The organism is Bacteroides sp. L008, from assembly GCF_040812255.1.
GTDB lineage: Bacteria > Bacteroidota > Bacteroidia > Bacteroidales > Bacteroidaceae > Bacteroides > Bacteroides vicugnae.
This window is the reverse complement of record NZ_JBFNXO010000001.1, coordinates 3,599,506-3,624,213: the sequence shown is the minus strand read 5'-3', so window position 1 is coordinate 3,624,213 and position 24,708 is coordinate 3,599,506. Positions and strand designations below refer to the sequence as shown.

Sequence of the window (24,708 nt, the reverse complement as noted above, 5' to 3'; positions counted from 1 at the left end):
CAAAATTGAAAAAACAATGAACTTACGAATATTTATAGAACGCCCCGTGCTCTCCGCCGTCCTTTCCATTGTGATTGTAGTGGTGGGGATTATCGGGTTATTCACCCTACCCGTGGAGCAATATCCTGATATTGCCCCGCCTACTGTCCAGGTGTACACTGCATACGACGGTGCCAGTGCTGAAACGGTGCAGAAGAGTGTCATCGCTCCGTTGGAGGAAGCCATCAATGGTGTGGAAGACATGACTTATATGACTTCCAGTGCTTCCAATGCCGGTTCAGCCGAAATAACCATTTACTTTAAGCAAGGTACCAATCCGGACATGGCCGCTGTCAATGTACAGAACCGTGTGTCAAAAGCTGCCGGACAACTTCCTGCGGAAGTGACCCGTGTGGGTGTCAGTGTCAACAAGCGACAGAACGGTATGCTCCAGATATTTACCTTGCATAGTCCCGATAGCTCATTAGACGAGAACTTTCTCTCGAACTATATCAATATTAACTTGAAACCTGCCATCTTGCGTATTTCCGGAGTGGGAGATGTGCAGGTGATGGGTGGTGTCTATTCCATGCGCGTATGGCTTAAACCTGACGTCATGGCACAGTACAAGCTGATTCCTTCCGACGTGACTGCTGCACTGGCCTCACAAAACATTGAAGCTGCAACAGGCTCCATTGGTGAGAATTCCAAGGAAGCTAAAGCGTATACCATGAAATACCGAGGTCGATTGATGACTCCCGAAGAATTTGGAGAGATCGTGATCCGCAGCACTAAGAATGGTGAGGTACTTCGTTTAAAAGAGATTGCCAACATCAGTCTCGGACAAGAATCGTATTCTTATCAAGGTAGTTTCAATGGTAAACCCGGTGTGTCATGTATGGTTTATCAGACTGCCGGTTCTAATGCCACAGAGATTAATCGTGAGATTGACGCTTTTCTGGCAGACGCTTCCAAACGTCTCCCCAAAGGGGCGGAAATAACCCAGCTGATGAGTACTAACGAATTTCTCTTCGCCTCTATCCATGAGGTATTGAAGACACTGATTGAAGCAATTCTGCTGGTAATCCTTGTGGTATATGTTTTCTTACAGGATATTCGTTCTACACTGATTCCGCTGGTGGGTATTTTTGTTTCTCTTATCGGAACTTTCGCTTTCATGGCGTTGGTAGGATTCAGTATCAATTTGATTACGCTTTTCGCATTAGTGCTGGTCATCGGTACAGTGGTGGATGATGCCATTATTGTGGTCGAGGCAGTGCAATCCAAGTTCGATTCCGGCTACCGTTCGCCCTATATGGCCAGTGTGGATGCAATGAAAGGACTGTCGGGTGCTATCGTTACCACTTCACTGGTGTTTATGGCGGTATTTATTCCGGTGTCTTTCATGAGTGGGACTTCGGGTACATTTTATACGCAGTTCGGTCTGACAATGGCTGTGGCGGTAGGTATTTCCACCATCAATGCATTGACACTAAGTCCTGCCCTCTGCGCCTTGATTCTGCGACCCTATACCAATGAGGACGGCACACAGAAGCAAAACTTCGCAGCCCGTTTCCGCCGTGCGTTCAACACTGCGTTCGAATCATTGTCAGAGCGGTATAAAAAAGGAGTTCTCTTCTTTATCCGTCGCAAATGGTTGACAGGCGCCTTTGTTGCCGGGACAGTCGTAATCCTTGCCTTGTTGATGAACAGCACCAAAACAGGCCTTGTGCCCGATGAAGATCAGGGACTGGTGTTTGTTGCCGTATCCACTGCGCCGGGAAACTCACTTTATGCTACCGATGGCATTATGAACCGTGTAGAAGAACGTATTCAGCAAATCCCACAGGTGAAACAGGTACTCAAAGTGACCGGTTGGTCAATGGGTGGTGCGGGTAATTCTTCCGGTATTTTCTTTGTTCGCCTTACTCCGTGGGATGAACGACCGGAGGAAGAAGATCACGTGCAGGCAGTAATCGGACAGATTTATGCCCGTACCGGAGATATCAAGGATGCCACAGTTTTTGCCATGGCTCCGGGTATGATACCTGGTTATGATATGGGTAATGCGCTCGATATCCAAATGCAGGACAAGGCTGGAGGTGATCTCACAGAGTTTTTCAGCATCACTCGCCAGTTTATCGACTCGTTGAATCAGCGGCCTGAACTGGCAATGGCTTTTTCATCTTTCGAAATCAACTATCCCCAGTGGCAGGTCGATGTGGATGCTGCTAAGTGTCTGCGTGCCGGAATCATGCCTGATGAGGTGCTTTCTACCTTGGGGGGATATTATGGAGGTAGCTATGTCAGCAACTTTAACCGCTTTTCGCGCGTCTATCGTGTGATGGTGCAAGCTGATCCGAATTATCGTCTGGATGAGGCTTCGCTCAACCGTCATTTTGTTCGCTTGAGCAATGGAGAGATGGCACCGTTGAGTCAGTTCGTCACACTGACCAAAGTATATGGAGCCGAGAGCCTGAACCGTTTTAATATGTATAACTCCATTGCACTCAATGCCATGCCTGCCGAAGGGTACAGTTCGGGTGAAGCCATCCGTGCCGTACAGGAAACTGCTGCCCGTGTGCTTCCCGCCAACTATGATTTCGATTTTGGCGGACTGGCGCGAGAGGAGAGCAATCAGAGTAATACCACCATCGTGATTTTTGCTATCTGCCTATTGATGGTTTATCTGCTATTGAGTGCGCTTTATGAGAGTTTCTTCGTTCCGTTTGCCGTCCTGCTTAGTGTTCCGGCCGGATTGATGGGTAGCTTCCTCTTTGCCAAATTGCTTGGATTGGAGAATAATATTTATCTGCAAACAGGACTTATCATGCTTATCGGTCTGTTGGCAAAAACTGCTATTCTTCTCACCGAATATGCTACCGAGCGCCGTCGTGCCGGTATGAGTCTGACGTCTGCTGCGCTTATTGCTGCTAAAGATCGTTTGCGTCCTATTCTTATGACGGCACTGACGATGATTTTCGGTATGGTACCTTTGATGTTAGCATCTGGCGTAGGAGCCAACGGAAACAGTTCACTCGGTACGGGTGTGGTAGGCGGTATGCTGGTGGGTACATTGGCACTGTTATTCATTGTGCCGGCTATGTTTATTGTCTTCCAGGCAATACAGGAGAAAGTGCGACCGATTCAGTTTGATGCCACTGTTGCCGACTGGCAGATAAAGGAAGAGGTGGAGAAAGCCGATGAAGAAAGAAAACAATATTTGGAGAATAAGAAGAAATGAAAAGAAATATCATCACCCTTGCCATAACGACGCTCATGCTGAGTAGTTGCGGCATCTATACAAAATATCAACCGGCAACGACCGTCCCCGAAGATCTTTTTGGGGCGGCGGAAACGGTTTCTGATACAATTCATAATATTGCCAAGTTGAATTGGCGTCAATTGTTCGTCGATCCTCATCTGCAATCCCTCATTGAGCAGGGGTTGCGGAATAACACCGATCTACAGTCCGCTCACTGGCGAGTGGAAGAAGCCCGTGCTTCACTTAGTGCGGCCCGCCTGGCTTATCTGCCCTCATTCGCTTTTTCACCGCAGGGCACTGTGAGCAGTTTCGATAAGGGGAAAGCTGGACAGAGCTATTCCCTGCCTATTACTTCCTCTTGGGAAATTGATATCTTCGGTCGGCTGACGAATGCCAACCGTCGTGCTAAAGCTCTTTATATTCAAAGTCAGGAATATGAACTCGCTGTTAAGACACAATTGATAGCCAATCTAGCGAATACCTATTATACACTTTTAATGCTGGATGCTCAATTGGCCATCTCCGAGGAAACAGAAGTAAAATGGAAAGAAAGTGTACGCGTTATGCAAGCTTTGAAGAATGCCGGTCAAGGTAACGAAGCAGGTTTGGCACAAACCGAAGCCACCTACTATTCCATCTGTACCACTGTTTTGGATCTAAAGGAACAAATCAGGCAGGCGGAAAACAGTCTTTGCCTGATGCTGGGAGAAACTCCGCAATTTATCCGTCGTGGCACACTGGACGGACAGGTTTTGCCACAGGATTTATCCGTAGGTATCCCTTTACAACTTCTTGCTAATCGTCCTGATGTCAGATCATCAGAATTGGCTTTGGCGCAAGCCTTTTACACGACTAATGAGGCACGCTCTGCCTTTTATCCATCCATCACCCTCAGCGGTTCTGCCGGGTGGACAAATGGAGTAGGTGAGGTGGTTATGAATCCGAGTAAGTTGTTGCTGTCAGCTGTTGGCTCCCTTACGCAGCCCTTATTTAATAAGGGGCAGAATATAGCCCGTCTAAAAATAGCTAAAGCGCAACAGGAAGAAGCGAAGTTGTCTTTCACGCAAACCCTACTCAATGCCGGTGCTGAAGTGAACAACGCTTTGAAGCAAAATCAAACGGCCCGGGATAAATCCGATCTTTACCGGCGCCAGATCTCTTCTCTACAAACGGCTGTTACCAGCACACAGCTGCTTATGCAACATGGAAATTCCACTTATCTTGAAGTCCTCACCGCCCAGCAAACTCTACTGACAGCACAGTTGACACAGGTGAGTAACCGGTTTCAGGAGATACAAGGAATAATCAATCTGTATCAAGCACTAGGAGGAGGTAGGGAAGAGTAATGGAAATAATTGAATGACACTCATATCCGGCTGAATATTTATAATGTGGAGAAACAATAAATAATGTAAAAAAGCAGATTTTCTTTTCATCGTAGAATTAACTTTCAAACTTTAGTGAGGTCTAACATACATTACTCACTTAATATGATATTTAGAATTATGAGAAAGCAAATTTTAAGTTTGGCAGTTGCACTATTGATTGGCTCAACTGTATGTATGGCTCAAAATCGTCAGAAAGGAAAAGCTGATAGAGAGAAACGCATAGAACAAATGGTTACTGATTTGGGACTGAATGAAAAGCAGGCCAAAGATTTTAAAGCTGCAATGGAAGAGATGAGACCTGCAAAAAATAAATCGGATGAAAAACCTTCACGAGAAGAAATGCAAAAGAAAAAGAAGGAAGTCGATGCTAAAATAAAAAGCATTCTGACCGATGAACAATATAAGAAGTATCAGGATATGCGTAAGAAGGATAACGCGAAGAAAAAGAAAAAAGCACAATAAGTACTGTGAATTTAAGCTAAACCTATCATATGGATGATTATAAAAGATTGTCTGTTATGAGGCTATGTTTATTTCCTGTCCTTTCATAAATATTTATTTAATCTACATTTTAGTTTTCGTTCTACTAAAGTTGGATGTATGTTCTCCATTTAAGGTGAAAACATATATTCAACTTAGGTGGAGCGATTTTTTATGAGATAATGAAGAATATGAAGTTAAAGAGGAACTACAAGCAAAAAAGTAGCGGTAGTTATATCTATCTAATTGTGGGCTATTTTTTTATAATTAATGCATATTGAGAAATGCTTTGTCAACACATATATATAAAAGCATGAGATAGATAAAGCCTGCCAGTTTGGTAAGTCAAGATTGATAATCAAATTCGGAGATATTACTTCGGCAGTGACGGATGTTATTGTTAGTGCTGACGACGCTTATCTTTCAATGGGTGGAGGAGTTTCTGCATCTATCCTATGCAATTACGATAGACTGGTCTCAAAAGGACGAATTTACAGTAGAGAAATCCATTAACAGTATTATTAAAAAGAGCTTGAATGTATTGTCCGTTCTGGGATTGAAGAGCATTGCTTTTCCTGTAATAGCTACCAGAACTGCGCGATACAGCCTCATCGAACATACTTGCTTCAGAATACCATAAAAGCAACCCTGCTGGACTTCAATGTATTTGTCCGAATCCTGATAACCTCAAATGAATTATTCATAAATTTTATCCAAAAGAAGAGAAAAGAATAAAATAAACAAGAGACGTCGTAACAACCTATCCATAAAAAGATTATATTTATTGCAGCGAGAGAGCACTTTAAGTAATGCTTAAGAGGAAAAACGAAAAGTAGTATATATACTATATATTTTCTATTATTAATTACTTAAACACATTTTTTATGGAAGCCAAGAAATCAAAAAAGGCTGCAATTGAGAATCAACGGGGTTCTTGGTTGTTGATGGGTTTGGTTGTTGCGCTAGCCTTCATGTTCGTTTCGTTCGAATGGACACAACATGATGTCAGAGTTGCAGCACTATCACCAGATGATGAATCCATCTTTGTAACAGAGCTAGTTCCAATCACATTCCCAGACGAGAAACTGGAACCGCCTCCTCCTCCCGAAACTAAGGTAACAGAATTGTTCGAAATAGTGGAAAACAATATGGAGGTGACGGATGACGTTTCTACAGTGTCAGAGGATATGAATGCAGTTCGTGACGTTATTTGGATACCCCCAGTGGTAGAAACAGAAACGGTAGTTGAAGACATTATTCACGTAAGTGTTGAAGTCATGCCGGAGTTTATTGGAGGTACAGCTGCTTTAATGAAATATTTAAGTAGTAATATCAAATATCCAACGATTTCGCAGGAAACAGGTTCACAAGGAAAAGTCATTGTTCAGTTTGTTGTAGACAAAGACGGAACGATTTCCAATCCTGAAGTTGTGCGAGGGGTTGATCCTTATTTGGATAAAGAAGCTATCCGCGTGATAAGTTCTATGCCGAAATGGACTCCCGGAGTGCAAAATGGTAAGAAAGTTCGAGTGAAATTTACTGTACCGGTATCATTCAGACTACAGTAGTAACTTGGAATAAATGAGTATGAGGGTCGGTTCTTGATGGGAACCGACCCTTTTTCAATAAAAAAATATATCTTTGTCGGGAGAATAAAAATACGAATGATTGTTTTATGAATCTTCTACTCTGTATAAAAAGACCTTTTATCTGGCTTTCCCGCTTTCGTTATCGTTGCGGATATGGCGTACATTCCCCTTTTGCTTTTAGTCTGATTACCGATGTGATTTATGAGAAGATGCCTTACTATGCCTATTCTTCTTTGAAAAAAGAACAGCAAAAGATGATGAGAGAGCGTGGGTGGACGAAAGGTTCTCAAAAAGTGAACCGTTTCCTGTTCCGGTTGGTGAACAGAGTACAGCCTGATACAATCATAGAAGTTGGGCGTCCGTCCTCTACAACCCTCTACTTACAATCCGCTAAACCGTCGGCTTCCTACCTTTTTGCATCCGACTTGTCGGAACTGTTTCTGGATGCAGACACTTCAGTTGACTTTCTGTATCTGAATGATTACCGGAATCCCGACTTACTGGAAGAAGTCTTCCGGATCTGCGCACATCGCACTACTTCTAAAAGTGTATTTGTTGTTCATGGCATTTGTTATTCCAAAGAGATGAAAACACTTTGGAAAAAGCTGCAGACCGATGAAAGAGTAGGCATCACTTTTGACCTCTACGACCTCGGTTTATTATTTTTTGATAAAACGAAGATAAAACAGCAGTATATTGTCAACTTCTAAGAACCTTTGTACGTTTACCTTATAGTAACTGTAAAAAAGAAGATCATGAAAAAGAGTCTTGTATATACAAAGACCGGAGATAAAGGAACTACCAGTCTTGTTGGTGGAAGCCGCGTCCCGAAGACCCATATCCGTTTGGAAGCTTACGGAACTGTAGATGAATTAAATTCTCATCTGGGATGGTTGAACACCTATCTGCAGGATGAATCAGACCGTGGTTTCATCTTAAGTATCCAGCATAAGCTATTTGCTATCGGTTCACACCTCGCCACCGATCAGGAGAAAACACAGCTGAAACCTGCTAGCATCATAACTCCCGAAAACGTGGAGAATATTGAGCGGGAGATTGATAAGCTGGACGAACAACTTCCGGAGCTTTGTGCTTTTATTATTCCCGGAGGAAGTCGTGGAGCAGCTGTTTGTCATGTTTGCCGTACTATTTGCCGGAGAGCCGAAAGACGTATTCTGGCTTTGTCCGAAACTTGTACAATTTCTCCTGAAGTATTAGCATTTGTCAACAGATTATCAGATTATTTGTTTGTATTATCCCGAAAAATTAATTTTGATGAACAAAATAATGAAATATTTTGGGATAATAGTTGGAAATGATAGATTTTGTTATACTTTTGCCGAAAAATAGAAAACGAGACAAATTTAGTATTCATTTTAAATACTCAAGATTATGTATTGGACATTGGAACTAGCATCAAAACTTGAAGATGCTCCCTGGCCGGCAACCAAGGATGAATTGATTGATTATGCCATGCGTTCGGGTGCTCCTCTTGAAGTTATTGAGAATCTCCAAGAGATGGAAGATGAGGGCGAAATCTATGAGAGTATCGAAGATATTTGGCCGGATTATCCTAGTAAGGAGGATTTTTTCTTTAACGAGGAAGAGTATTGATTTAAGACCGAACATATAAAAATACCCGATAACCTTTGCAAGAAGGCTATCGGGTATTCTTATATTGTCAGCTACGGTTTCTGGCTTTAGAACTAGAATACAGGCATCTGCCAGATAAATCCCACAGAAATACGGTTAGTACTGTAATTCTCCTGTCCCAGCACTTTGGCGCGGGAAGTAAAATCATACGAACGTCCCACGTAGGTAACAAAGAAGTGCAGATTAGTTTCCATCGGGTAATATTCGATACCGCCCAGATATCCCCAGGAAGTACGGTAATTGCCCTTTTCTATACCTTCGGATGCCTTGCCTACGGAAGCCGTTTCGTACATACCCTTCACAAAAACATTCCATTTCGGAAGAAAGCGGTAATTACATTTGGCAACAACCGAAAGATAGTTCGCATCAAAAGCATTATGTCCGCCCGGACGACCTACGATACTGGTAATGATTCCTTTGCGGTCAATATCCTCTTTTGAATACATGAAATCGACAAAAGCATTCCATTTTCCAAGATTCAACTCATTACCTAAAGCATAATAATACATATTGTGACTTTTGGCCTCGTTCATGACAGAAGCCGACCAACGGGTTTTAAATACATTATTGAAATTACCGTTCCAGTTCAATGTGTAGACTAGTGGCATTTTGCCCGATTTCAGATCGGGGAGATTGCCTTCGGCATCCTCTGTAATCCCGTAAGTGCTGTCGAAAGAACTGTTACGGCTGTTCAATATCTGCAGGTTAAGCTGCTGTTCGGGAGTAATGTTATAACCCACATTCAATCCGGTCATGAAGTTGCTCATGTAATCAATCATATCGCTGTATTGATAGATGTCGATCGGATTCAGGTCGAACTCGATACCACCGTATGCGGCACATTGCTTTCCTGCAAAAAGACTAAACTGGTCATTCAGCTTGATACCGATTCCGGCATAGTCGATAGAAGTCGGGAGATTATCAATCATGCCGTTTGCATCGTTCGAGCGGTTGAGGCGCTGACGATAGCGGTAAGACAACCAGTTGTTGATATTTCCTTTCGCTTCGATACGGAGTTGGTGCATATTAAAGTCACCCTCCTGAAAACCATTCTGGAAATGAGCGTCAAAGCTCCCTTGCATATTCAGATAAAGATTGAATTTATCTGTTTTCTTTTTCACGTCTGTCAGCTCTTCAAACAGGGGAGTGTTCGGATTGAATTTCTCCTTTTTCTCTGTTTTTTGAGCATATACTCCCTGTATGCTGCCCGCCAGAAGCAGCATGAATATCCATTTTTTCATAAGTAAGTCCGGTTTTTAGTATTCGTTGAAATATTGCTGAATCTGTTTCCAGTCTGTCGTTTTTGTTAGTGCAAGCATTAACAAAACACGAGATTTCTGCGGGTTCAGTTCCTGCGAAGCCACAAACTGATATTTGGCGTCGTCCACCTCTGCATCCAGTGTGGTAGGTCCGGTCGGGACACGGGAAGAACGAACGACAAGAATACCTTTTTGGCGGGCATCCGTCAATACCGGGAAGATGTTCTGGTGAATATTTCCGTTTCCTACTCCTGCGTGGATAATTCCTTTGTAACCGTTGCTAAGCATCGGAGTCACCATATCGGCTTCAATGTTGGAATAGCTGTACACGATACCTACTTTGGGAAGCGCGTTCAGATGCGTGACATCAAAAACGGACTGGGTAGTATGTTTCTTTAGCGTTACTTGATTATAGAACACTTTTCCGTTCAGTACATAACCCAGTGCGCCGGAGTTGGGGGCTTGGAAAGTTTGCACATCGACAGTGTTCATTTTAACCGTACTTTGCGCTCCGAGGATAAGGCCGTTCATGGCAACCAATACCCCTTTGTCTTTCGATTCTTTTGCGGCTGCGGTAACAACGGCATTGTAAAGGTTCAACGGGCCGTCGGCACTTAGAGCGGTAGACGGACGCATGGCACCTACTAATACCACCGGTTTGTTGCTCTTGACAGTCAGATTCAAGAAGTAAGCAGTTTCCTCCATGGTGTCTGTTCCGTGAGTAATCACGATGCCGTCAATGTCCGGGCGTTTCAGTAGTTCGTTGATTTTCTTGGCAAGCGTCAGCCAAACCTGGTCGTTCATGTCCTGCGAGCCGATTTTAACGATCTGCTCTCCCGTTACGTTGGCGATGTCTTTAATTTCGGGCACAGCATCGAGCAGCGCACCGATGGCAACCTGTCCTGCCGTATAACTGGTTCCGGTAGCCGAGCTTCCCGTACCTGCGATGGTTCCTCCCGTAGCAAGAATATGAATATTCGGTTTTGCGGCGAATGCCATAGTTACGGAAAACAGTAGTGTGACTACTACCAGTCCAAAGCTTTTGAATTGTTTCATAACTGAATGATGTTTAGGTTAATAATATGAATCTATTAGAATATTTGTATAAAAAGCAAACCTAGTGCGATTGCCACAACGGTCGATATCAGACCGGGCATCATAAATGAATGGTTCAACACATATTTGCCGATTTTTGTTGTCCCGGTACGGTCGAAATTAATCGCAGCCACCACAGTAGGATAATTCGGAATAAAGAAATATCCGTTCACGGCAGGGAATAAAGCGATCAGCATATAAGGAGAAATTCCCAACGCGATACCCAGAGGAACGAGTGCCCGTACGGTGGCGGCCTGACTATACAGCAGAATAGACATCACAAACAGGGCGACACCGAACAGCCACGGCATTTGTTGTACGATCCCCTGGATAGAGAGCGTCAGTTGTCCCATATTTCCCTGAAGAAAAGTATCTCCCATCCAAGCAATACCGAAGATGGCAATCACCGCCTGCATACCTGCCGGGAATACGGAACCTTGCGTTGCCTTAATCCCGTCCGTCTTCGTTACTAACAGGATAATTGCGGCAGCCGACAACATCACGATTTCGATGATGGAAGACATTCCCAAGGTGACTATTTCCCCGTCAATCAGGAAACTGGGGCGCATTCCTTCAAAAGAACCGAAAAGCACGATAAAAGCAGTTGCCAATATAAAGATGATGACGGAAATCATTGCCGAACGTTTGTTCTTGACATCTTTAATCTCCACCTTTTTATTGTTGAATAAACCTTCTTTCAATCTTTTCTGATATTCGGGATCTTCCACCAGTTCCTTGCCGACTCTCATGGAAAACAAGGCGCCTACCAAAACTCCGACGATGGTAGCGGGAATCGTAATCTTGAGAATGTCGAACAGGGTAATGTCGAATCCGGCTAAGAGTCCGAGAAGTGCCACGGTAGCGGCAGAGATCGGACTTGCCGTAATGGCCTGCTGGGAAGCGATGACGGCAATCCCCAACGGACGTTCCGGGCGTATCTTTGTTTCGGTGGCAACCTCTGCGATCACCGGCAGTACGGAATAGGCCACGTGCCCGGTTCCGGCTACAAAAGTAAAGAGGTAAGTCACCAGTGGACTAAGCAGAGTGACGTGTGAAGGATTTTTACGAAGCAAATGTTCTGCCAGTTTCACCATATAGTCCAGACCTCCGGCTGCCTGCATACAGGAAGCGGCCGAAATTACAGCGGCAATCATTAACATAACGTCGATAGGAGGCGCAGTGGGTTGTAAACCAAAAACGAACGTAAGTATAGCCAACCCTACGCCTCCCATTACGCCAAGTCCGATACCTCCCAGGCGCGCGCCAATAATAATGGCTGTCAGAACAAATGCTAATTGTAATATCATAGATTGCTGTTTTAAGTTCCAAACAAAGATAAGTGATTTCTCTCTTTGTATTTTCTTTTTCTTGTATTTACAACAAAAAAGTCTTTGAATAGTTTTTGCATATTTATTAAAACAATAACAAAGTTCATTGGTTATTATAAGAACTAACGAAAACGTTATTACTATAAAACAACCGATATGGAACAGAATTTATCAAAAAAAACTCGTACAGAGAGTGACCTGATAGGTAGTCGTGAAGTGCCGGAAAGTGCACTCTATGGAGTACAGACACTCCGTGGTATCGAAAACTTTCGCATCAGCAAGTTTCATTTGAATGAATATCCTTTGTTCATTCAGGCATTGGCTATTACCAAGATGGGAGCCGCCGTTGCCAACCGTGAACTGGACTTATTAACAGAAGAACAAGCGGATGCTATCTTGAGAGCCTGTAAAGAAATACTTGAAGGAAAGCATCACGAGCAATTCCCCGTAGACATGATTCAGGGAGGAGCCGGTACGACCACTAACATGAATGCCAATGAAGTGATTGCCAACCGGGCATTGGAACTGATGGGACATCAGCGGGGAGAGTATCAATACTGTTCACCCAACGATCATGTCAACCGTTCGCAATCGACCAACGATGCTTATCCTACTGCCATCCACATTGGACTGTATTATACTCATTTGAAGTTGGTTAAGCATTTGGAGGTTCTGATCGAGTCTTTCCGGAAGAAAGCGAATGAGTTTGCGCATATCATCAAAATGGGGCGTACCCAACTGGAAGATGCCGTACCGATGACGCTTGGGCAAACCTTTAATGGCTTTGCAAGTATTCTGTCGCATGAAGTGAAGAATCTCGATTTCGCCGCACAGGATTTTCTGGCAGTCAATATGGGAGCAACGGCCATCGGAACAGGAATTACCGCCGAACCGGAATATGCGGAGAAGTGCATTGCCGCTTTGCGCAAGATTACGGGATTGGATATCAAACTTGCAGACGATTTGGTAGGAGCCACTTCGGATACTTCCTGCATGGTAGGCTATTCGGGAGCGATGAGGCGTGTTGCTGTTAAAATGAATAAAATATGTAATGACTTGCGGTTGCTGGCTTCCGGTCCGCGTTGCGGATTGGGGGAAATCAATCTGCCGGCAATGCAGCCGGGCTCTTCCATCATGCCGGGAAAAGTGAATCCGGTTATTCCCGAAGTCATGAATCAGATAGCCTATAAAGTAATAGGAAACGACCTCTGCGTAGCCATGAGCGGTGAAGCGGCTCAAATGGAACTGAATGCAATGGAGCCGGTAATGGCACAATGCTGTTTCGAGTCTGCCGATCTGTTGATGAATGGTTTCGACACTTTGCGCACGTTATGCATCGACGGCATTACGGCTAATGAAGAAAAATGCAGGAGAGATGTGCATAACAGTATCGGAGTAGTGACAGCCCTGAATCCGGTGATCGGATATAAGAACTCTACCAAAATAGCCAAAGAAGCATTGGAAACCGGGAAGGGAGTTTATGAACTTGTTTTGGAGCATAACATTCTTTCCAAAGAAGACTTGGATACTATCTTAAAACCGGAGAATATGATTAAACCGGTGAAGTTGGACATTCACCCGAATCGTTGATTGATATATAGTAAGTGGAGATTGGTTTAAGATGAGAAATCGCCGGGCAGATCATTGATCTGTTCCGGCGATTTTTGATTATTTATTACTTTGACCTTATATGGGAATAATTGCTAATTTATCCGGCGAAATGGTTATTGTTTATTACTTCGAAAGCGACGAACTTTGCAATATCATTCGTTGTTAACCTGATAAGCAAGTCTTGAACCCATTAAAAGTTATATAGATATGAATGCATTTGATGTTATTATTATCGGTTTCGGTAAGGGAGGAAAGACCCTTGCGGCAGAGTTTGCAAAACGTGGGCGGAAAGTCGCCATTGTTGAACGTTCTGATAAAATGTATGGAGGAACGTGTATCAATATCGGCTGTATTCCGACAAAGACGTTGGTTCATCAGGCTAAAATTGCTTCCGGTATGGAAGACTCCACATTTGAAGAAAGAAGTGCGTTTTATCGCAATGCTATTGCTGTGAAGGAGTCTGTGACAAGTGCGTTGAGAGGCAAGAATTACCATAATCTGGCGGATCATCCTAATGTAACAGTTTATACAGGTGTAGGTTCTTTTGTATCTGCCGATGTGGTTTCTGTCCGTACATCTACTGAAGAAATATGGTTGACATCAAAGCAAATAATTATCAACACCGGAGCGGAAACAATAATTCCGCCTATTGAAGGAGTTGCGGACAATTCTTTGGTTTATACCAGTACTTCAATCATGGAATTGACCGATCTTCCCCGTCGGCTGGTTATTGTTGGCGGCGGTTATATTGGTTTGGAGTTTGCGTCTATGTATGCTTCGTTCGGTTCACAAGTGACGGTACTCGAAAGTTATCCGGAGCTGATTGCCCGTGAGGATCGGGATATTGCTGCAAGTGTAAAAGAAACATTGGAGAAAAAAGGCATTGTTTTTCGGATGAACGCGAAGGTACAATCTGTGAAGCATGTTGAAAATAGGGCTGTCGTTGTTTTCTCTGACTCACAAACTGATGAGGTGTTCGAACTTGAAGCTGATGCCGTATTGTTGGCTACAGGACGCAGGCCGAACACGAAAGATCTGAATCTGAAAGTTGCCGGAGTGGAGACGGACGCACGTGGAGCGATCATTGTGGATGAATATCTGAAGACAACTAATCCGAATATACGTGCCGTGGGTGATGTGAAAGGTGGTTTGCAGTTCACTTATATTTCATTGGATGATTATCGGATTATCCGCGAAGATTTGTTTGGAGATAAGGAGCGGAAAACAAGTGACCGTAATCCGGTTGCTTATTCCGTATTTATTGATCCTCCATTGGCACGTATCGGATTGAATGAGGATGAGGCTCGTAAGCAGAATTTGGATGTGATTATCAAGAAATTGCCTGTTATGGCGATACCGAGAGCAAAGACATTGGGAGAGACGGACGGTCTGCTGAAAGCTGTCATTGATAAGAATACGGGAAAAATAGTAGGTTGTATGCTGTTTGCGCCTGATGCCAGCGAGGTCATTAATATAGTTGCCATGGCAATGAAAACAGGTCAGGATTATACTTTCCTGCGTGATTTCATCTTTACTCATCCCAGCATGAGCGAAGCGTTGAATGATTTGTTCTCATAGAGTAGTAAGAATACGTCTTTCTAGTCGCATACGCTGTGTGGGGCTCATCCTGATTTCAGTTGTCGGGTAAGTTGTGTTTTTCCCGTGATTACTGGTTGGCTAATTTCCGGTCAGTGGCAGCTTGAATTTGTTTAGAGGCTTGAAACAATCTGTTTAGAGGTGTGAAACAATCTGTTCGCAGGCTTGAAACTAAAGTTTCCCCTATGGGGGAACAATGGTTTCCCTACGGGGAAAATGTAGTTTCCTTACGGGGAAACTATAGTCTCTCACCGGGAAACTATTAGTATCATTACATGAAACTTTTATTCGTACTATTGGAAACTGGAACTTTCCTAATGGATAAGCCATTTGCAACGTGAGGGTAGTGTGAGGGTAACTTCTACCCTCACCTTTACTCTCACACCTGTAATGCCGATGAATAAAGGGATTGAACCAATGGGTGAGGGTGTGAGAGTAAAAACAGCTACAACTTTTATTTGTGAGAAAGTTCCATAATCAAGAACGAGAAGTAGAGTCGTCTTTTGTCAGATTCATTTTAATACATAACTTCCAGTATTTATTTCCATATTTCGACTGCATTTCAAAAAAAACATATATCTTTGCCGTACGCTTTCAGCCCATCAGCGTGATGGAATAGGCAGAAAGCGGTTTTATTTCCTTATTGGAGTAAAAGCGTATTATCTCTCGATCTTAGAAATAGCCAATCCAAACAAAGAGAGATGATACGGCAGATACTCCACGTGAACGGATGTATATCAACATATTCGTAAGAGATGTGTTATATATAAACGATTGACGTGGGTGTCTGCTGTTATCATTATCTTTTGTGAGGGTGTTGCTAGCCTTAAGATCAGATAATGGTACAGCAGCATCTGCGTCTTTCTTGTATTCGGCCGGTTATAAATTGCCCCAATTTTAACCTAGCCAATCCCCACCCGGCGGACTGCAAAAAAGCGTGGATGCTCGTTGTACTAATATATATGAATAAAATATTATTCATCCCTTATTTGTATCACACATGAAAAAACAAACGCTATGGCACAATGGATTAGTATAGAAGAGGCAGCTGCAAAGTACGGATTCGAGACAGAATATCTCTGGGTCTTGGTAGAAATGCGAGAAATCACTGTGGACTACGAAAGGCCGGGCATTGACATCATCAGTGATGACAGTGTTCAGGAGTTTATGAGTCGAAATGAAAAAGGAGCTACCTTGATGTATATCGAAAAACTGGAACGATATTGCATAGATAAGTCAAAACTTTGTTCAATATACCTATCACTCTTAGGCAAACAAGATAAAGAAATCACAAGATATAAAGCAGCCGGAATCCTCTATGATACCTTACAAGTCAAATGGCTGAAACAATGCGACCGGTTGCGGAAGTTGGAAAAAGAACTCGTCTTGGGGCAGACTACTTGCTGTACCTGTTGGCTGAAAAGAATCTGTATGAAAATCAGGAAGTAAAATCGGATTAATTTAATACTTATTTGCTAAAATATCAATTGCTTCATAACCGTACCAATTGGATAAAATCGAACTTATAAGAAATTCTTATTAGTTCGTCAGGAGGGGAAACGACGTCTTTAAATGAACAAACAACCAAGAATTTGTGTTTATTTAATCTAAATATATATCTTTGTCCCGAATTATAAACACGTAAATTTATGAAAAAGATTTTTGGTGCTTTAATGATTGCTATGTGTATAGCTATGGCAATGCCTGCTCAGGCGCAGATACACTTTGGTGTAAAGGGAGGTTTGAACTTGTCAAAGGCGAGTTTCTCTAATGTGAGCGAAAACTTTAAAAAGGATAATTTCACAGGCTTCTTTATCGGTCCGATGGCCGAGTTTAATATTCCAATCGTAGGGTTGGGAGTAGATGCATCTTTGCTTTTTGCTCAACGGGGTATCAAAGTTTCAGAAGGAAATGAAGATTTTACTGTTAAGCAAAACGGTATTGATATTCCTGTGAACCTGAAATATACCATTGGCTTGGGAAGTCTGGCAGGCATTTATCTGGCTGCAGGTCCTGATTTTTATTTCGATTTTGAAAAGAAATCGGGAATTGATAAGAAGAAAGCAGAAGTAGGTATCAATGTGGGTGCGGGTGTGAAATTGCTGAACCATTTGCAGGTGGGGGCTAATTACAATATCCCATTGGGCGATACTGCTGATATTGAAGGTACAAATGCTTCTTATAAGACTAAGACTTGGCAAGTATCTGTAGCCTATATTTTTTAAGTAGTCTGTCGCTTTACATAGTATATGAAAAAGAGTTTCCGATAACCGGAAACTCTTTTTTTGTTTGAGATGATCTTGTTACACTCTCGAATATATTTTCTTCTATTCTCGTATAAAGTAGAGTTTTCTTTTTAAGTGTTCTCCCTTCCTTCTTTTAAATCCCCGTTTTTTTATTGTATTTTTGTGGCTGCAATGAAAAAGTATGTAGATGTCATATTACCGCTTCCGCTTCCGAAGAGTTTTACTTACTCTTTGCCGGATGAATGTGCGGAAGATGTGAAGATAGGCTGCCGTGTGGTAGTTCCTTTCGGGCGGAAGAAGTTTTATACGGCTATCGTCCTCAACGTTCATTATTGTGCTCCAACGGAATACGAAGTGAAAGATATATCTGCATTACTGGATGCTTCTCCCATCTTGTTACCCGCTCAATTCAAATTTTGGGAGTGGATAGCCGACTATTATCTCTGTACACAAGGCGATGTTTATAAAGCGGCACTTCCCTCCGGACTGAAACTGGAGAGTGAAACGATTGTTGAATATAATCCTGATTTTGAAGCGGATGCGCCATTGCCGGAACGTGAACAACGTATTTTGGACTTACTTGCCATAGATTCGCAGCAGTGCGTCACTAAACTGGAGAAAGACAGCGGCATCAAAAATATCCTTGCTGTCATCAAGTCTCTGCTCGATAAAGAAGCGATTTTCGTCAAGGAGGAATTGAGACGTACTTATAAACCGAAAACAGAGGCACGGGTCCGGCTTGCGGGTGCAGCGGATGAGAAACGGCTTCATATCCTGTTTGATATCCTGTCTCGTGCTCCGAAGCAGTTGGCGTTGCTTATGAAATATGTGGAGTGTTCCGGTGTTTTAGGAGCGGGAACTCCGAAAGAAGTCTCTAAGAAAGAACTGTTGCAGCGGGCTAATGTGGCTCCTTCTGTATTGAATGGATTGGTGGATAAGAAGATTTTTGAAATCTACTACCATGAAATCGGCCGGTTGGACAAGCAGGAGAAGGAGATTGTCGAATTAAATCCTTTAAATGAGTTTCAACAACGTGCATTTGATGAAGTCGTACAGTCTTTTCAGGAGAAAAACGTTTGTTTGCTTCATGGGGTAACGTCCAGCGGTAAGACTGAAATTTATATCCATCTGATAGAAGAAGCGATTCGCCAGGGAAAGCAGGTGTTATATTTGTTGCCGGAAATTGCATTGACCACTCAAATTACGGAGCGTTTGCAACGGGTTTTCGGTGCTCGTCTGGGTATCTATCATTCTAAATTCCCCGATGCCGAACGGGTTGAAATATGGAGGAAGCAACTGGGAGAGAAGGGATATGATATTATTCTGGGCGTTCGTTCTTCTATTTTCCTGCCTTTTCGGAATCTGGGATTGGTGATTGTGGACGAAGAGCACGAAAATACATATAAACAACAAGATCCCGCTCCCCGCTATCATGCGCGTAGCGCAGCTATTGTACTGGCTGCCATGTACGGAGCTAAGACTCTGTTGGGTACGGCTACTCCTTCTATCGAGTCGTGGCAGAATGCAAGAGAGGGAAAATATGGTTTCGTACAACTGAAAGAACGATATAAAGAAATCCAGTTGCCGGAGATTATTCCGGTGGATATTAAGGAATTGCATCGCAAAAAACGGATGGTCGGACAATTCTCACCGCTCCTGATACAATATATGAAAGAGGCTTTGGAACAGAAAGAACAGGTGATTCTCTTTCAGAACCGTCGTGGGTTTGCCCCGATGGTGGAGTGTCGTACCTGCGGCTGGGTGCCCAAGTGTAAGAATTGTGACGTAAGTCTTACTTATCATAAAGGAATCAATCAGTTAACTTGTCACTATTGCGGTTATACCTATCAACTGCCGAAATCCTGCCCTGCCTGCGAGGGGACAGAACTGGTGAACCGTGGTTTCGGTACGGAAAAGATTGAAGATGACATCAAAATTCTTTTCCCGGAAGCTGCCGTAGCCCGGATGGATTTGGATACTACACGTACCCGCTCGGCTTATGAGAAGATTATTGCAGACTTTGAGCAGGGAAAGACGGACATATTGATTGGTACGCAAATGGTATCAAAAGGGTTGGATTTCGATCATGTCAGTATAGTAGGTATATTGAATGCCGATACCATGTTGAATTATCCCGATTTCCGTTCCTATGAACGTGCTTTTCAGTTGATGGCGCAAGTAGCGGGACGTGCCGGACGTAAGAACAAACGCGGACGGGTGGTATTGCAAACCAAGAGCATCGATCATCCTATCATTCATCAGGTCATTGCCAATGATTATGAAGATATGGTAGGCGGACAATTGGCGGAACGCCAGATGTTCCATTATCCTCCTTATTATCGGCTGGTATATGTTTATCTGAAAAATCATAATGAAGCGTTACTGGATCAGATGGCGGCAGTGATGGCGGATAAGTTGCGGTCAGTATTTGGCAATCGGGTATTAGGTCCGGACAAACCTCCTGTTGCCCGTATCCAGACTTTGTTTATCAAAAAGATCGTCGTCAAGATTGAGCAGAATGCCCCGATGGGACGTGCGCGGGAATTGCTGTTACGCATCCAGCGCGAGATGTTGGCGGACGAACGCTATAAATCTTTGATTGTTTATTATGATGTAGACCCTATGTGATTTAATATTTTTCCCCCATATAATAACCTTTATTAATTTAATTAACTAACCATGAAACGACTTACTATTTTTTCTCTGACTTGTCTTTTTAGCATGGGTGCAGTTTTTGCCCAGCAAGGAGTAACTCAATGCGGTGTTCCGACAGGACAACCGAAGTTCCCTTTACTGACTTATCAGGAGTTGCCTGATCCTACTGCACCTTCTGATAAAGAGTGGGCAGCGGTGACTTCCACTCAAGTCTCTTGGGGTACAACAGATGTCCGGTATGCAAAACATCAACTCCCGCAGTTGAAGAAACAACAGACTGTTTCCCTGAAAGGCTGGCGTGGCGAACGGGTGAACGCGCAAGCTGTTGTGTGGACAGGCGTAGAACTGAAGGATCTGAATTTCAGCTTTGGTGATTTCAAGGATAAAAAGGGAAATGTTCTTCCCAAAGATGCATTTACAGGTGGTTTTGTCCGTTATGTGATGACGGATGAATTGAACAAAGATGGGAGAGGGGCGTGCGGACACCGGAAATCTGTGGATTATGATTCATTATTGGTGGCCGACCCTATTGATACCAACCTGAAAACGATGGCTTTGCCTGCTCGTACTGTTCAACCGGTTTGGGTACAGTGCTGGATTCCGCAATCGGCTACTCCCGGAACTTACCGAGGGGAGTTATTAATCAATGACGGCTCGCGTTTATTGCAACGCCTGAATCTGGAAATTACCGTTTCTCCCCGTGAGCTTCCTCAACCTTCGGAATGGGCTTACCACTTGGATTTATGGCAAAGTCCTTATGCAGTGGCACGTTATTATCAGGTTCCTTTATGGAGTCAGGAGCATTTCGACGCCATGCGTCCTTTAATGAAAATGTTGGCAGATGCCGGACAGAAGATTATCACGGCGACTTTGACGTACAAACCCTGGAATGGTCAGACAGAAGATTATTTTGATACAATGGTCACCTGGATGAAACGGGCAGATGGAACATGGGCTTTTGATTATACCATCTTCGACCGTTGGGTGGAATTTATGATGAGTGTAGGCATTGATAAACAGATTAATTGTTACTCAATGGTTCCCTGGGAGTTGTCATTCCAATATTACGATCAGGCAACCAACTCTTTGCAATTCGTGAAAACTGCACCGGGTGAAGCGGCTTATGAAGAAATGTGGGGAGCGATGCTTGCCTCTTTCTCCAAGCATCTGAAAGAAAAAGGATGGTTTGATATTTGTGCCATTGCGATGGACGAACGTCCGATGGAAGTGATGCAGAAGACGTTGAAAGTGATTCGTAAAGCTGATCCGGATTTTAAAGTTTCATTGGCTGGAAACTATCATGCGGAGATTGAGCCGGAACTGTATGATTACTGTATTGTCATCGGACAGGATTTTCCGGAAGAGGTGCGTCTTCGTCGTGTTGCCGAGAACAAACGTACTAATTACTATACTTGCTGTACGGAAGCCCATCCTAACACGTTTACTTTCTCTGAGCCTGCAGAAGCAGCTTGGATGAGTTATTATTCATCTAAGAAACAGCTGGATGGCTATCTGCGTTGGGCATATAACAGCTGGCCGTTGGAACCGTTGCTCGATTCCCGTTTCCGTAGCTGGGCAGGTGGAGATACTTATCTTGTATATCCGGGAGCTCGCAGTTGTATCCGTTTCGAACGTCTGATTGAAGGAATACAGGCGCATGAGAAGATCCATATTCTTCGTCAGGAATTTGAGAAAAAAGGAAATAAGGCCGGATTAAAGAAAATTGAGAAAATGCTTGCTCCGTTCCATTTGGGTAGTATGCCGGAAATCCCGGCCGCAGTAACCGTGAACCGGGCTAATCAGATATTAAATTCGTTCTAGTACTGTGGTGAACTATCATATTTAGGCACGGATTACACGGATAACACGGTTTTTAATTGGTTAATCTTTTAAAACCGCGAAATCCGTGTAATCCGTGCCTAAAAATATATAAGTATTCTATATCATTTCTGTATCGTTAAAAGTAAATTATGAAGAAAATATTATTTGTCTGTTTAGGAAATATCTGCCGTAGCTCTACGGCTGAAGGCGTAATGCTTCATTTAATTGAAGAGGCGGGACTGGAAAAAGAATTTGTGATAGATTCTGCCGGAATCCTGTCTTATCATCAGGGCGAATTGCCGGATAGCCGGATGCGTGCTCATGCTGCTCGTCGCGGTTATCAATTAGTGCATCGTTCTCGCCCCGTCCGTACGGAAGATTTCTATCATTTTGATCTGATCATCGGTATGGACGACCGGAACATAGATGATTTGAAAGACAAAGCCCCTTCTCCTGAAGAATGGAAGAAGATTCATCGCATGACGGAGTATTGCACCCGTATTCCTGCAGATCATGTCCCTGACCCCTATTATGGAGGGGCCGAGGGTTTTGAATATGTACTCGATGTTCTTGAAGACGCTTGCGCAGGTTTGCTTACTTCTTTAACTCAGGATAACTGATCCGGGTATGATAAGCAATCTTTAGTTTTTCTTTGAACACAGTTTTCACAGTCGCTATGTCCTTGAAAGTGATAGGACATTCCTTAAAGTAACCTTCAGTGACCTGGGAATCGATAATCTTGTCGACCAGGTTGCTGATTGTTTCTTCCGTATATTCCGGGAGACTGCGTGATGCGGCTTCCACGGCATCCGCCATCATCAGGATAGCCTGCTCTTTGGTGAACGGATTCGGACCGGGATAGGTGAACTGTTCTTCATTCGGTTCTTCGTCCGGATGCTCGTTCTTCCAGGAAATATAGAAATATTTTGTTTTTCCCCGTCCGTGATGCGTGCTGATAAAGTCCTTGACAGCTTTAGGCAGATTGTGTTTATCAGCTAATTTCAATCCATCCGTCACATGACTGATGACGACCTGTGCACTTTGTTCGTAATTCAGGTTCTTATGCGGGTTTATTCCTCCTGACTGATTTTCTGTGAAGAAAGCAGGGTTTTCCATCTTGCCAATGTCATGATACAAAGCTCCTGTACGTACTAACTGGCTTTTGGCTCCAATACGGATGGCTGCTTCCGCAGCAAGATTGGCCACCTGCATGGAATGTTGGAATGTGCCCGGAACCGTTTCGGACATTTGCCGTAAAAGGTCATTATTGATATTCGAAAGTTCTACCAACGTTACATTGGAAGTAAATCCGAAAGTCTTTTCCAATAAAAAGAGTAAAGGATAGGTGAATAATAACAAGATTCCATTGATGATGAAGTAGGTGTACATTCGTATGTTTAACTTCGAAAAGTCGGTGGAAAGGCCGTTCTCTGTCATCAATTCGAAGGCGAAATAAATGGCTGCATAAGTCAGTATGACCAATAAAGCTGTCCGGAAAAGTTGGGACCTTTGCGATAGCTCTCTTAGACTGAATATTGCCACCAATCCTGCTGCCAACTGTGTCAGAATGAATTCATGCGGAAAGCGTAGGGATATGGAGCATATCAGTATGGTAATGACATGCGTCAGGAAAGCAGTCCTCGAATCAAGGAAGACGCGGATGATAATGGGCAGCATCGCGTACGGGATGATATACACATTAAATAGATTATGTGTTACCATGAAAGCGGTTATGACACTGTAAAATACAATCAACGTGAATAGCAATGACAGACTGCCTTTCCGTTGATAGTAGTCTTTCCGGAACAGGTCGAGATAAAGCATAAAACAAAGCATCAGCATTCCTACAAACAGAATCTGTCCGCCGAGAATCAGACGGTTCTGTCCCATGGACTCATTCCGTTTGATGGATTCTTTGCGTAATGACTCCAGGATATTATAGGTATGCGGGCTGATGATTTCCCCCCGGTCAATAATCTTTTGCCCGCTGACTACCAATCCGTTTGCCCAGGAATAGTTGTTCAGAATCTCTTCTTTGGCAGCCTGGGTACGTTCCTCGTCAAAGGTAAGGTTGGGAGTGATGTATTCGTTCAGTGAGCATTGCCTTAAAATTTCCCGGTTGAAATGAGTGGAATCTGCCGACAGCAAGTGCTCATAGGCTTTTTTTACTGTGTAAAGATTCTCGGTAGCCTGTGGATTAGCCAGTTTATCATCAATCACCATGACGGATGAAGTGCTGTCTTTGTGAAGCTGCTGTATATTCTCTGTCGAAACGATACCTGCCTGATAGATTTCTTTTAAAGTGCGTTCGATGTACCGTAAATAATCAATGGAAGGGAGAATACCTTTCAGATTCGTGTGGTAATTCTCCTTCAGTTTGGCGATTGCGTCTTTCTCTATATTCTTATCCAGTTGATAATAAGGTTGGAAGAAAGCCATCAGGCTATCTTGTTCCCTTTTTACTACTGCATCTTCTTTATAAATAGGAAAGTCGAAAGTAGCGATCAACTGTCCGTACTTCCAGGGCTTGTTGATGTCGAACTGGTAATTGAATTTTCCGTCACGTGGCAGGAAATAGACAATCAGTGTTACAGTGCCCACAAATAGCAGTGATTTATATAGTAAATCTCTCCATGAAAATCTTTTTTTCTTCTTCAAATGTTCCATATCCACTGAAATTTTTGCGAAAAGTACAAAAAAAAACAATAGTGTGGAAAAAAAGGTTTAATTTTGCCACGATTTA

Annotated in this window: 19 protein-coding genes; 15 read left to right on the top strand and 4 right to left on the bottom strand. The window is 43.2% G+C overall.

Going from position 1 to position 24,708, the window contains the following annotated elements; genetic code table 11:
• Positions 1 to 16: 16 nt before the first annotated feature.
• The 8 genes from AB3G73_RS14600 (at position 17) to AB3G73_RS14565 (ending at position 8,315) form a co-directional block, all read left to right on the top strand.
• On the top strand, positions 17 to 3,223 hold the full coding sequence (locus AB3G73_RS14600; RefSeq protein WP_254009343.1) for an efflux RND transporter permease subunit: 3,207 nt from the start codon (positions 17 to 19) through the stop codon (positions 3,221 to 3,223).
• Positions 3,220 to 4,590 carry a TolC family protein gene (locus AB3G73_RS14595; protein ID WP_367745150.1) on the top strand — a complete coding sequence of 457 codons (1,371 nt, stop codon included), beginning with the start codon at positions 3,220 to 3,222 and terminating at the stop codon, positions 4,588 to 4,590. Before AB3G73_RS14600 ends, AB3G73_RS14595 begins: the two co-directional genes overlap by 4 nt.
• A 159-nt stretch (positions 4,591 to 4,749) precedes the next feature.
• A complete protein-coding gene (locus AB3G73_RS14590; RefSeq protein ID WP_148365546.1) occupies positions 4,750 to 5,094 on the top strand; it encodes a hypothetical protein in 345 nt (114 codons plus the stop codon).
• A 409-nt stretch (positions 5,095 to 5,503) separates the two neighbouring features.
• Positions 5,504 to 5,752 carry a hypothetical protein gene (locus AB3G73_RS14585; RefSeq protein ID WP_320980386.1) on the top strand — a complete coding sequence of 83 codons (249 nt, stop codon included), beginning with the start codon at positions 5,504 to 5,506 and terminating at the stop codon, positions 5,750 to 5,752.
• 244 nt (positions 5,753 to 5,996) lie between these two features.
• A complete protein-coding gene (locus tag AB3G73_RS14580; protein ID WP_320975092.1) occupies positions 5,997 to 6,680 on the top strand; it encodes an energy transducer TonB in 684 nt (227 codons plus the stop codon).
• 107 nt (positions 6,681 to 6,787) lie between these two features.
• Positions 6,788 to 7,411 (top strand): hypothetical protein, encoded by a 624-nt coding sequence (locus tag AB3G73_RS14575; RefSeq protein ID WP_217721017.1) that lies wholly within the window; start codon positions 6,788 to 6,790, stop codon positions 7,409 to 7,411.
• A 45-nt stretch (positions 7,412 to 7,456) separates the two neighbouring features.
• A complete protein-coding gene (locus AB3G73_RS14570) occupies positions 7,457 to 8,020 on the top strand; it encodes a cob(I)yrinic acid a,c-diamide adenosyltransferase (RefSeq protein WP_148365544.1) in 564 nt (187 codons plus the stop codon).
• Positions 8,021 to 8,093: 73 nt separating this feature from the next.
• Positions 8,094 to 8,315, top strand: coding sequence for a DUF2795 domain-containing protein (locus AB3G73_RS14565; protein ID WP_002558131.1), 222 nt, complete (start codon positions 8,094 to 8,096; stop codon positions 8,313 to 8,315).
• Between the two features lie 92 nt (positions 8,316 to 8,407).
• Here AB3G73_RS14565 and AB3G73_RS14560 read toward each other — a convergent pair whose 3' ends face one another.
• The 3 genes from AB3G73_RS14560 to AB3G73_RS14550 are packed head-to-tail and all read right to left on the bottom strand — an operon-like array spanning position 8,408 to position 12,015.
• A complete protein-coding gene (locus AB3G73_RS14560; protein ID WP_148365538.1) occupies positions 8,408 to 9,595 on the bottom strand; it encodes a porin in 1,188 nt (395 codons plus the stop codon).
• 15 nt (positions 9,596 to 9,610) lie between these two features.
• Positions 9,611 to 10,669 (bottom strand): L-asparaginase 2, encoded by a 1,059-nt coding sequence (gene ansB / locus AB3G73_RS14555; protein ID WP_122137468.1) that lies wholly within the window; start codon positions 10,667 to 10,669, stop codon positions 9,611 to 9,613.
• 35 nt (positions 10,670 to 10,704) lie between these two features.
• Positions 10,705 to 12,015: an anaerobic C4-dicarboxylate transporter family protein gene (locus AB3G73_RS14550; protein ID WP_148365536.1), complete on the bottom strand. Its 1,311-nt coding sequence runs from the start codon at positions 12,013 to 12,015 to the stop codon at positions 10,705 to 10,707.
• 177 nt (positions 12,016 to 12,192) lie between these two features.
• On the opposite strand from AB3G73_RS14550, the gene aspA reads away from it, so the two are divergent.
• The 7 genes from aspA (at position 12,193) to AB3G73_RS14515 (ending at position 22,585) form a co-directional block, all read left to right on the top strand.
• Positions 12,193 to 13,626, top strand: a complete 1,434-nt coding sequence (gene aspA, locus AB3G73_RS14545; protein ID WP_148365535.1) for an aspartate ammonia-lyase — start codon at positions 12,193 to 12,195, stop codon at positions 13,624 to 13,626.
• 228 nt (positions 13,627 to 13,854) lie between these two features.
• The gene (locus AB3G73_RS14540) at positions 13,855 to 15,225 is read left to right on the top strand and encodes an FAD-dependent oxidoreductase (protein ID WP_148365534.1); all 1,371 of its coding nucleotides are present in this window, start codon (positions 13,855 to 13,857) and stop codon (positions 15,223 to 15,225) included.
• 1,035 nt (positions 15,226 to 16,260) lie between these two features.
• Positions 16,261 to 16,692 carry a hypothetical protein gene (locus AB3G73_RS14535; RefSeq protein WP_148365533.1) on the top strand — a complete coding sequence of 144 codons (432 nt, stop codon included), beginning with the start codon at positions 16,261 to 16,263 and terminating at the stop codon, positions 16,690 to 16,692.
• A gap of 200 nt (positions 16,693 to 16,892) precedes the next feature.
• Positions 16,893 to 17,468, top strand: a complete 576-nt coding sequence (locus tag AB3G73_RS14530; RefSeq protein ID WP_148365532.1) for a porin family protein — start codon at positions 16,893 to 16,895, stop codon at positions 17,466 to 17,468.
• Positions 17,469 to 17,660: 192 nt separating this feature from the next.
• Entirely contained in the window at positions 17,661 to 20,117 is a 2,457-nt protein-coding gene (gene priA / locus AB3G73_RS14525) for a primosomal protein N' (protein WP_148365531.1), read from the top strand.
• 51 nt (positions 20,118 to 20,168) lie between these two features.
• Positions 20,169 to 21,965, top strand: a complete 1,797-nt coding sequence (locus AB3G73_RS14520) for a glycoside hydrolase domain-containing protein (protein WP_367745149.1) — start codon at positions 20,169 to 20,171, stop codon at positions 21,963 to 21,965.
• 149 nt (positions 21,966 to 22,114) lie between these two features.
• Positions 22,115 to 22,585 carry a low molecular weight protein-tyrosine-phosphatase gene (locus tag AB3G73_RS14515; RefSeq protein WP_148365529.1) on the top strand — a complete coding sequence of 157 codons (471 nt, stop codon included), beginning with the start codon at positions 22,115 to 22,117 and terminating at the stop codon, positions 22,583 to 22,585.
• On the opposite strand, the gene AB3G73_RS14510 is transcribed toward AB3G73_RS14515, so the two are convergent.
• Positions 22,560 to 24,632 (bottom strand): HD family phosphohydrolase, encoded by a 2,073-nt coding sequence (locus AB3G73_RS14510; protein WP_148365528.1) that lies wholly within the window; start codon positions 24,630 to 24,632, stop codon positions 22,560 to 22,562. The two genes, AB3G73_RS14515 and AB3G73_RS14510, sit on opposite strands and share 26 nt — an antisense overlap.
• Positions 24,633 to 24,708: the final 76 nt, after the last annotated feature.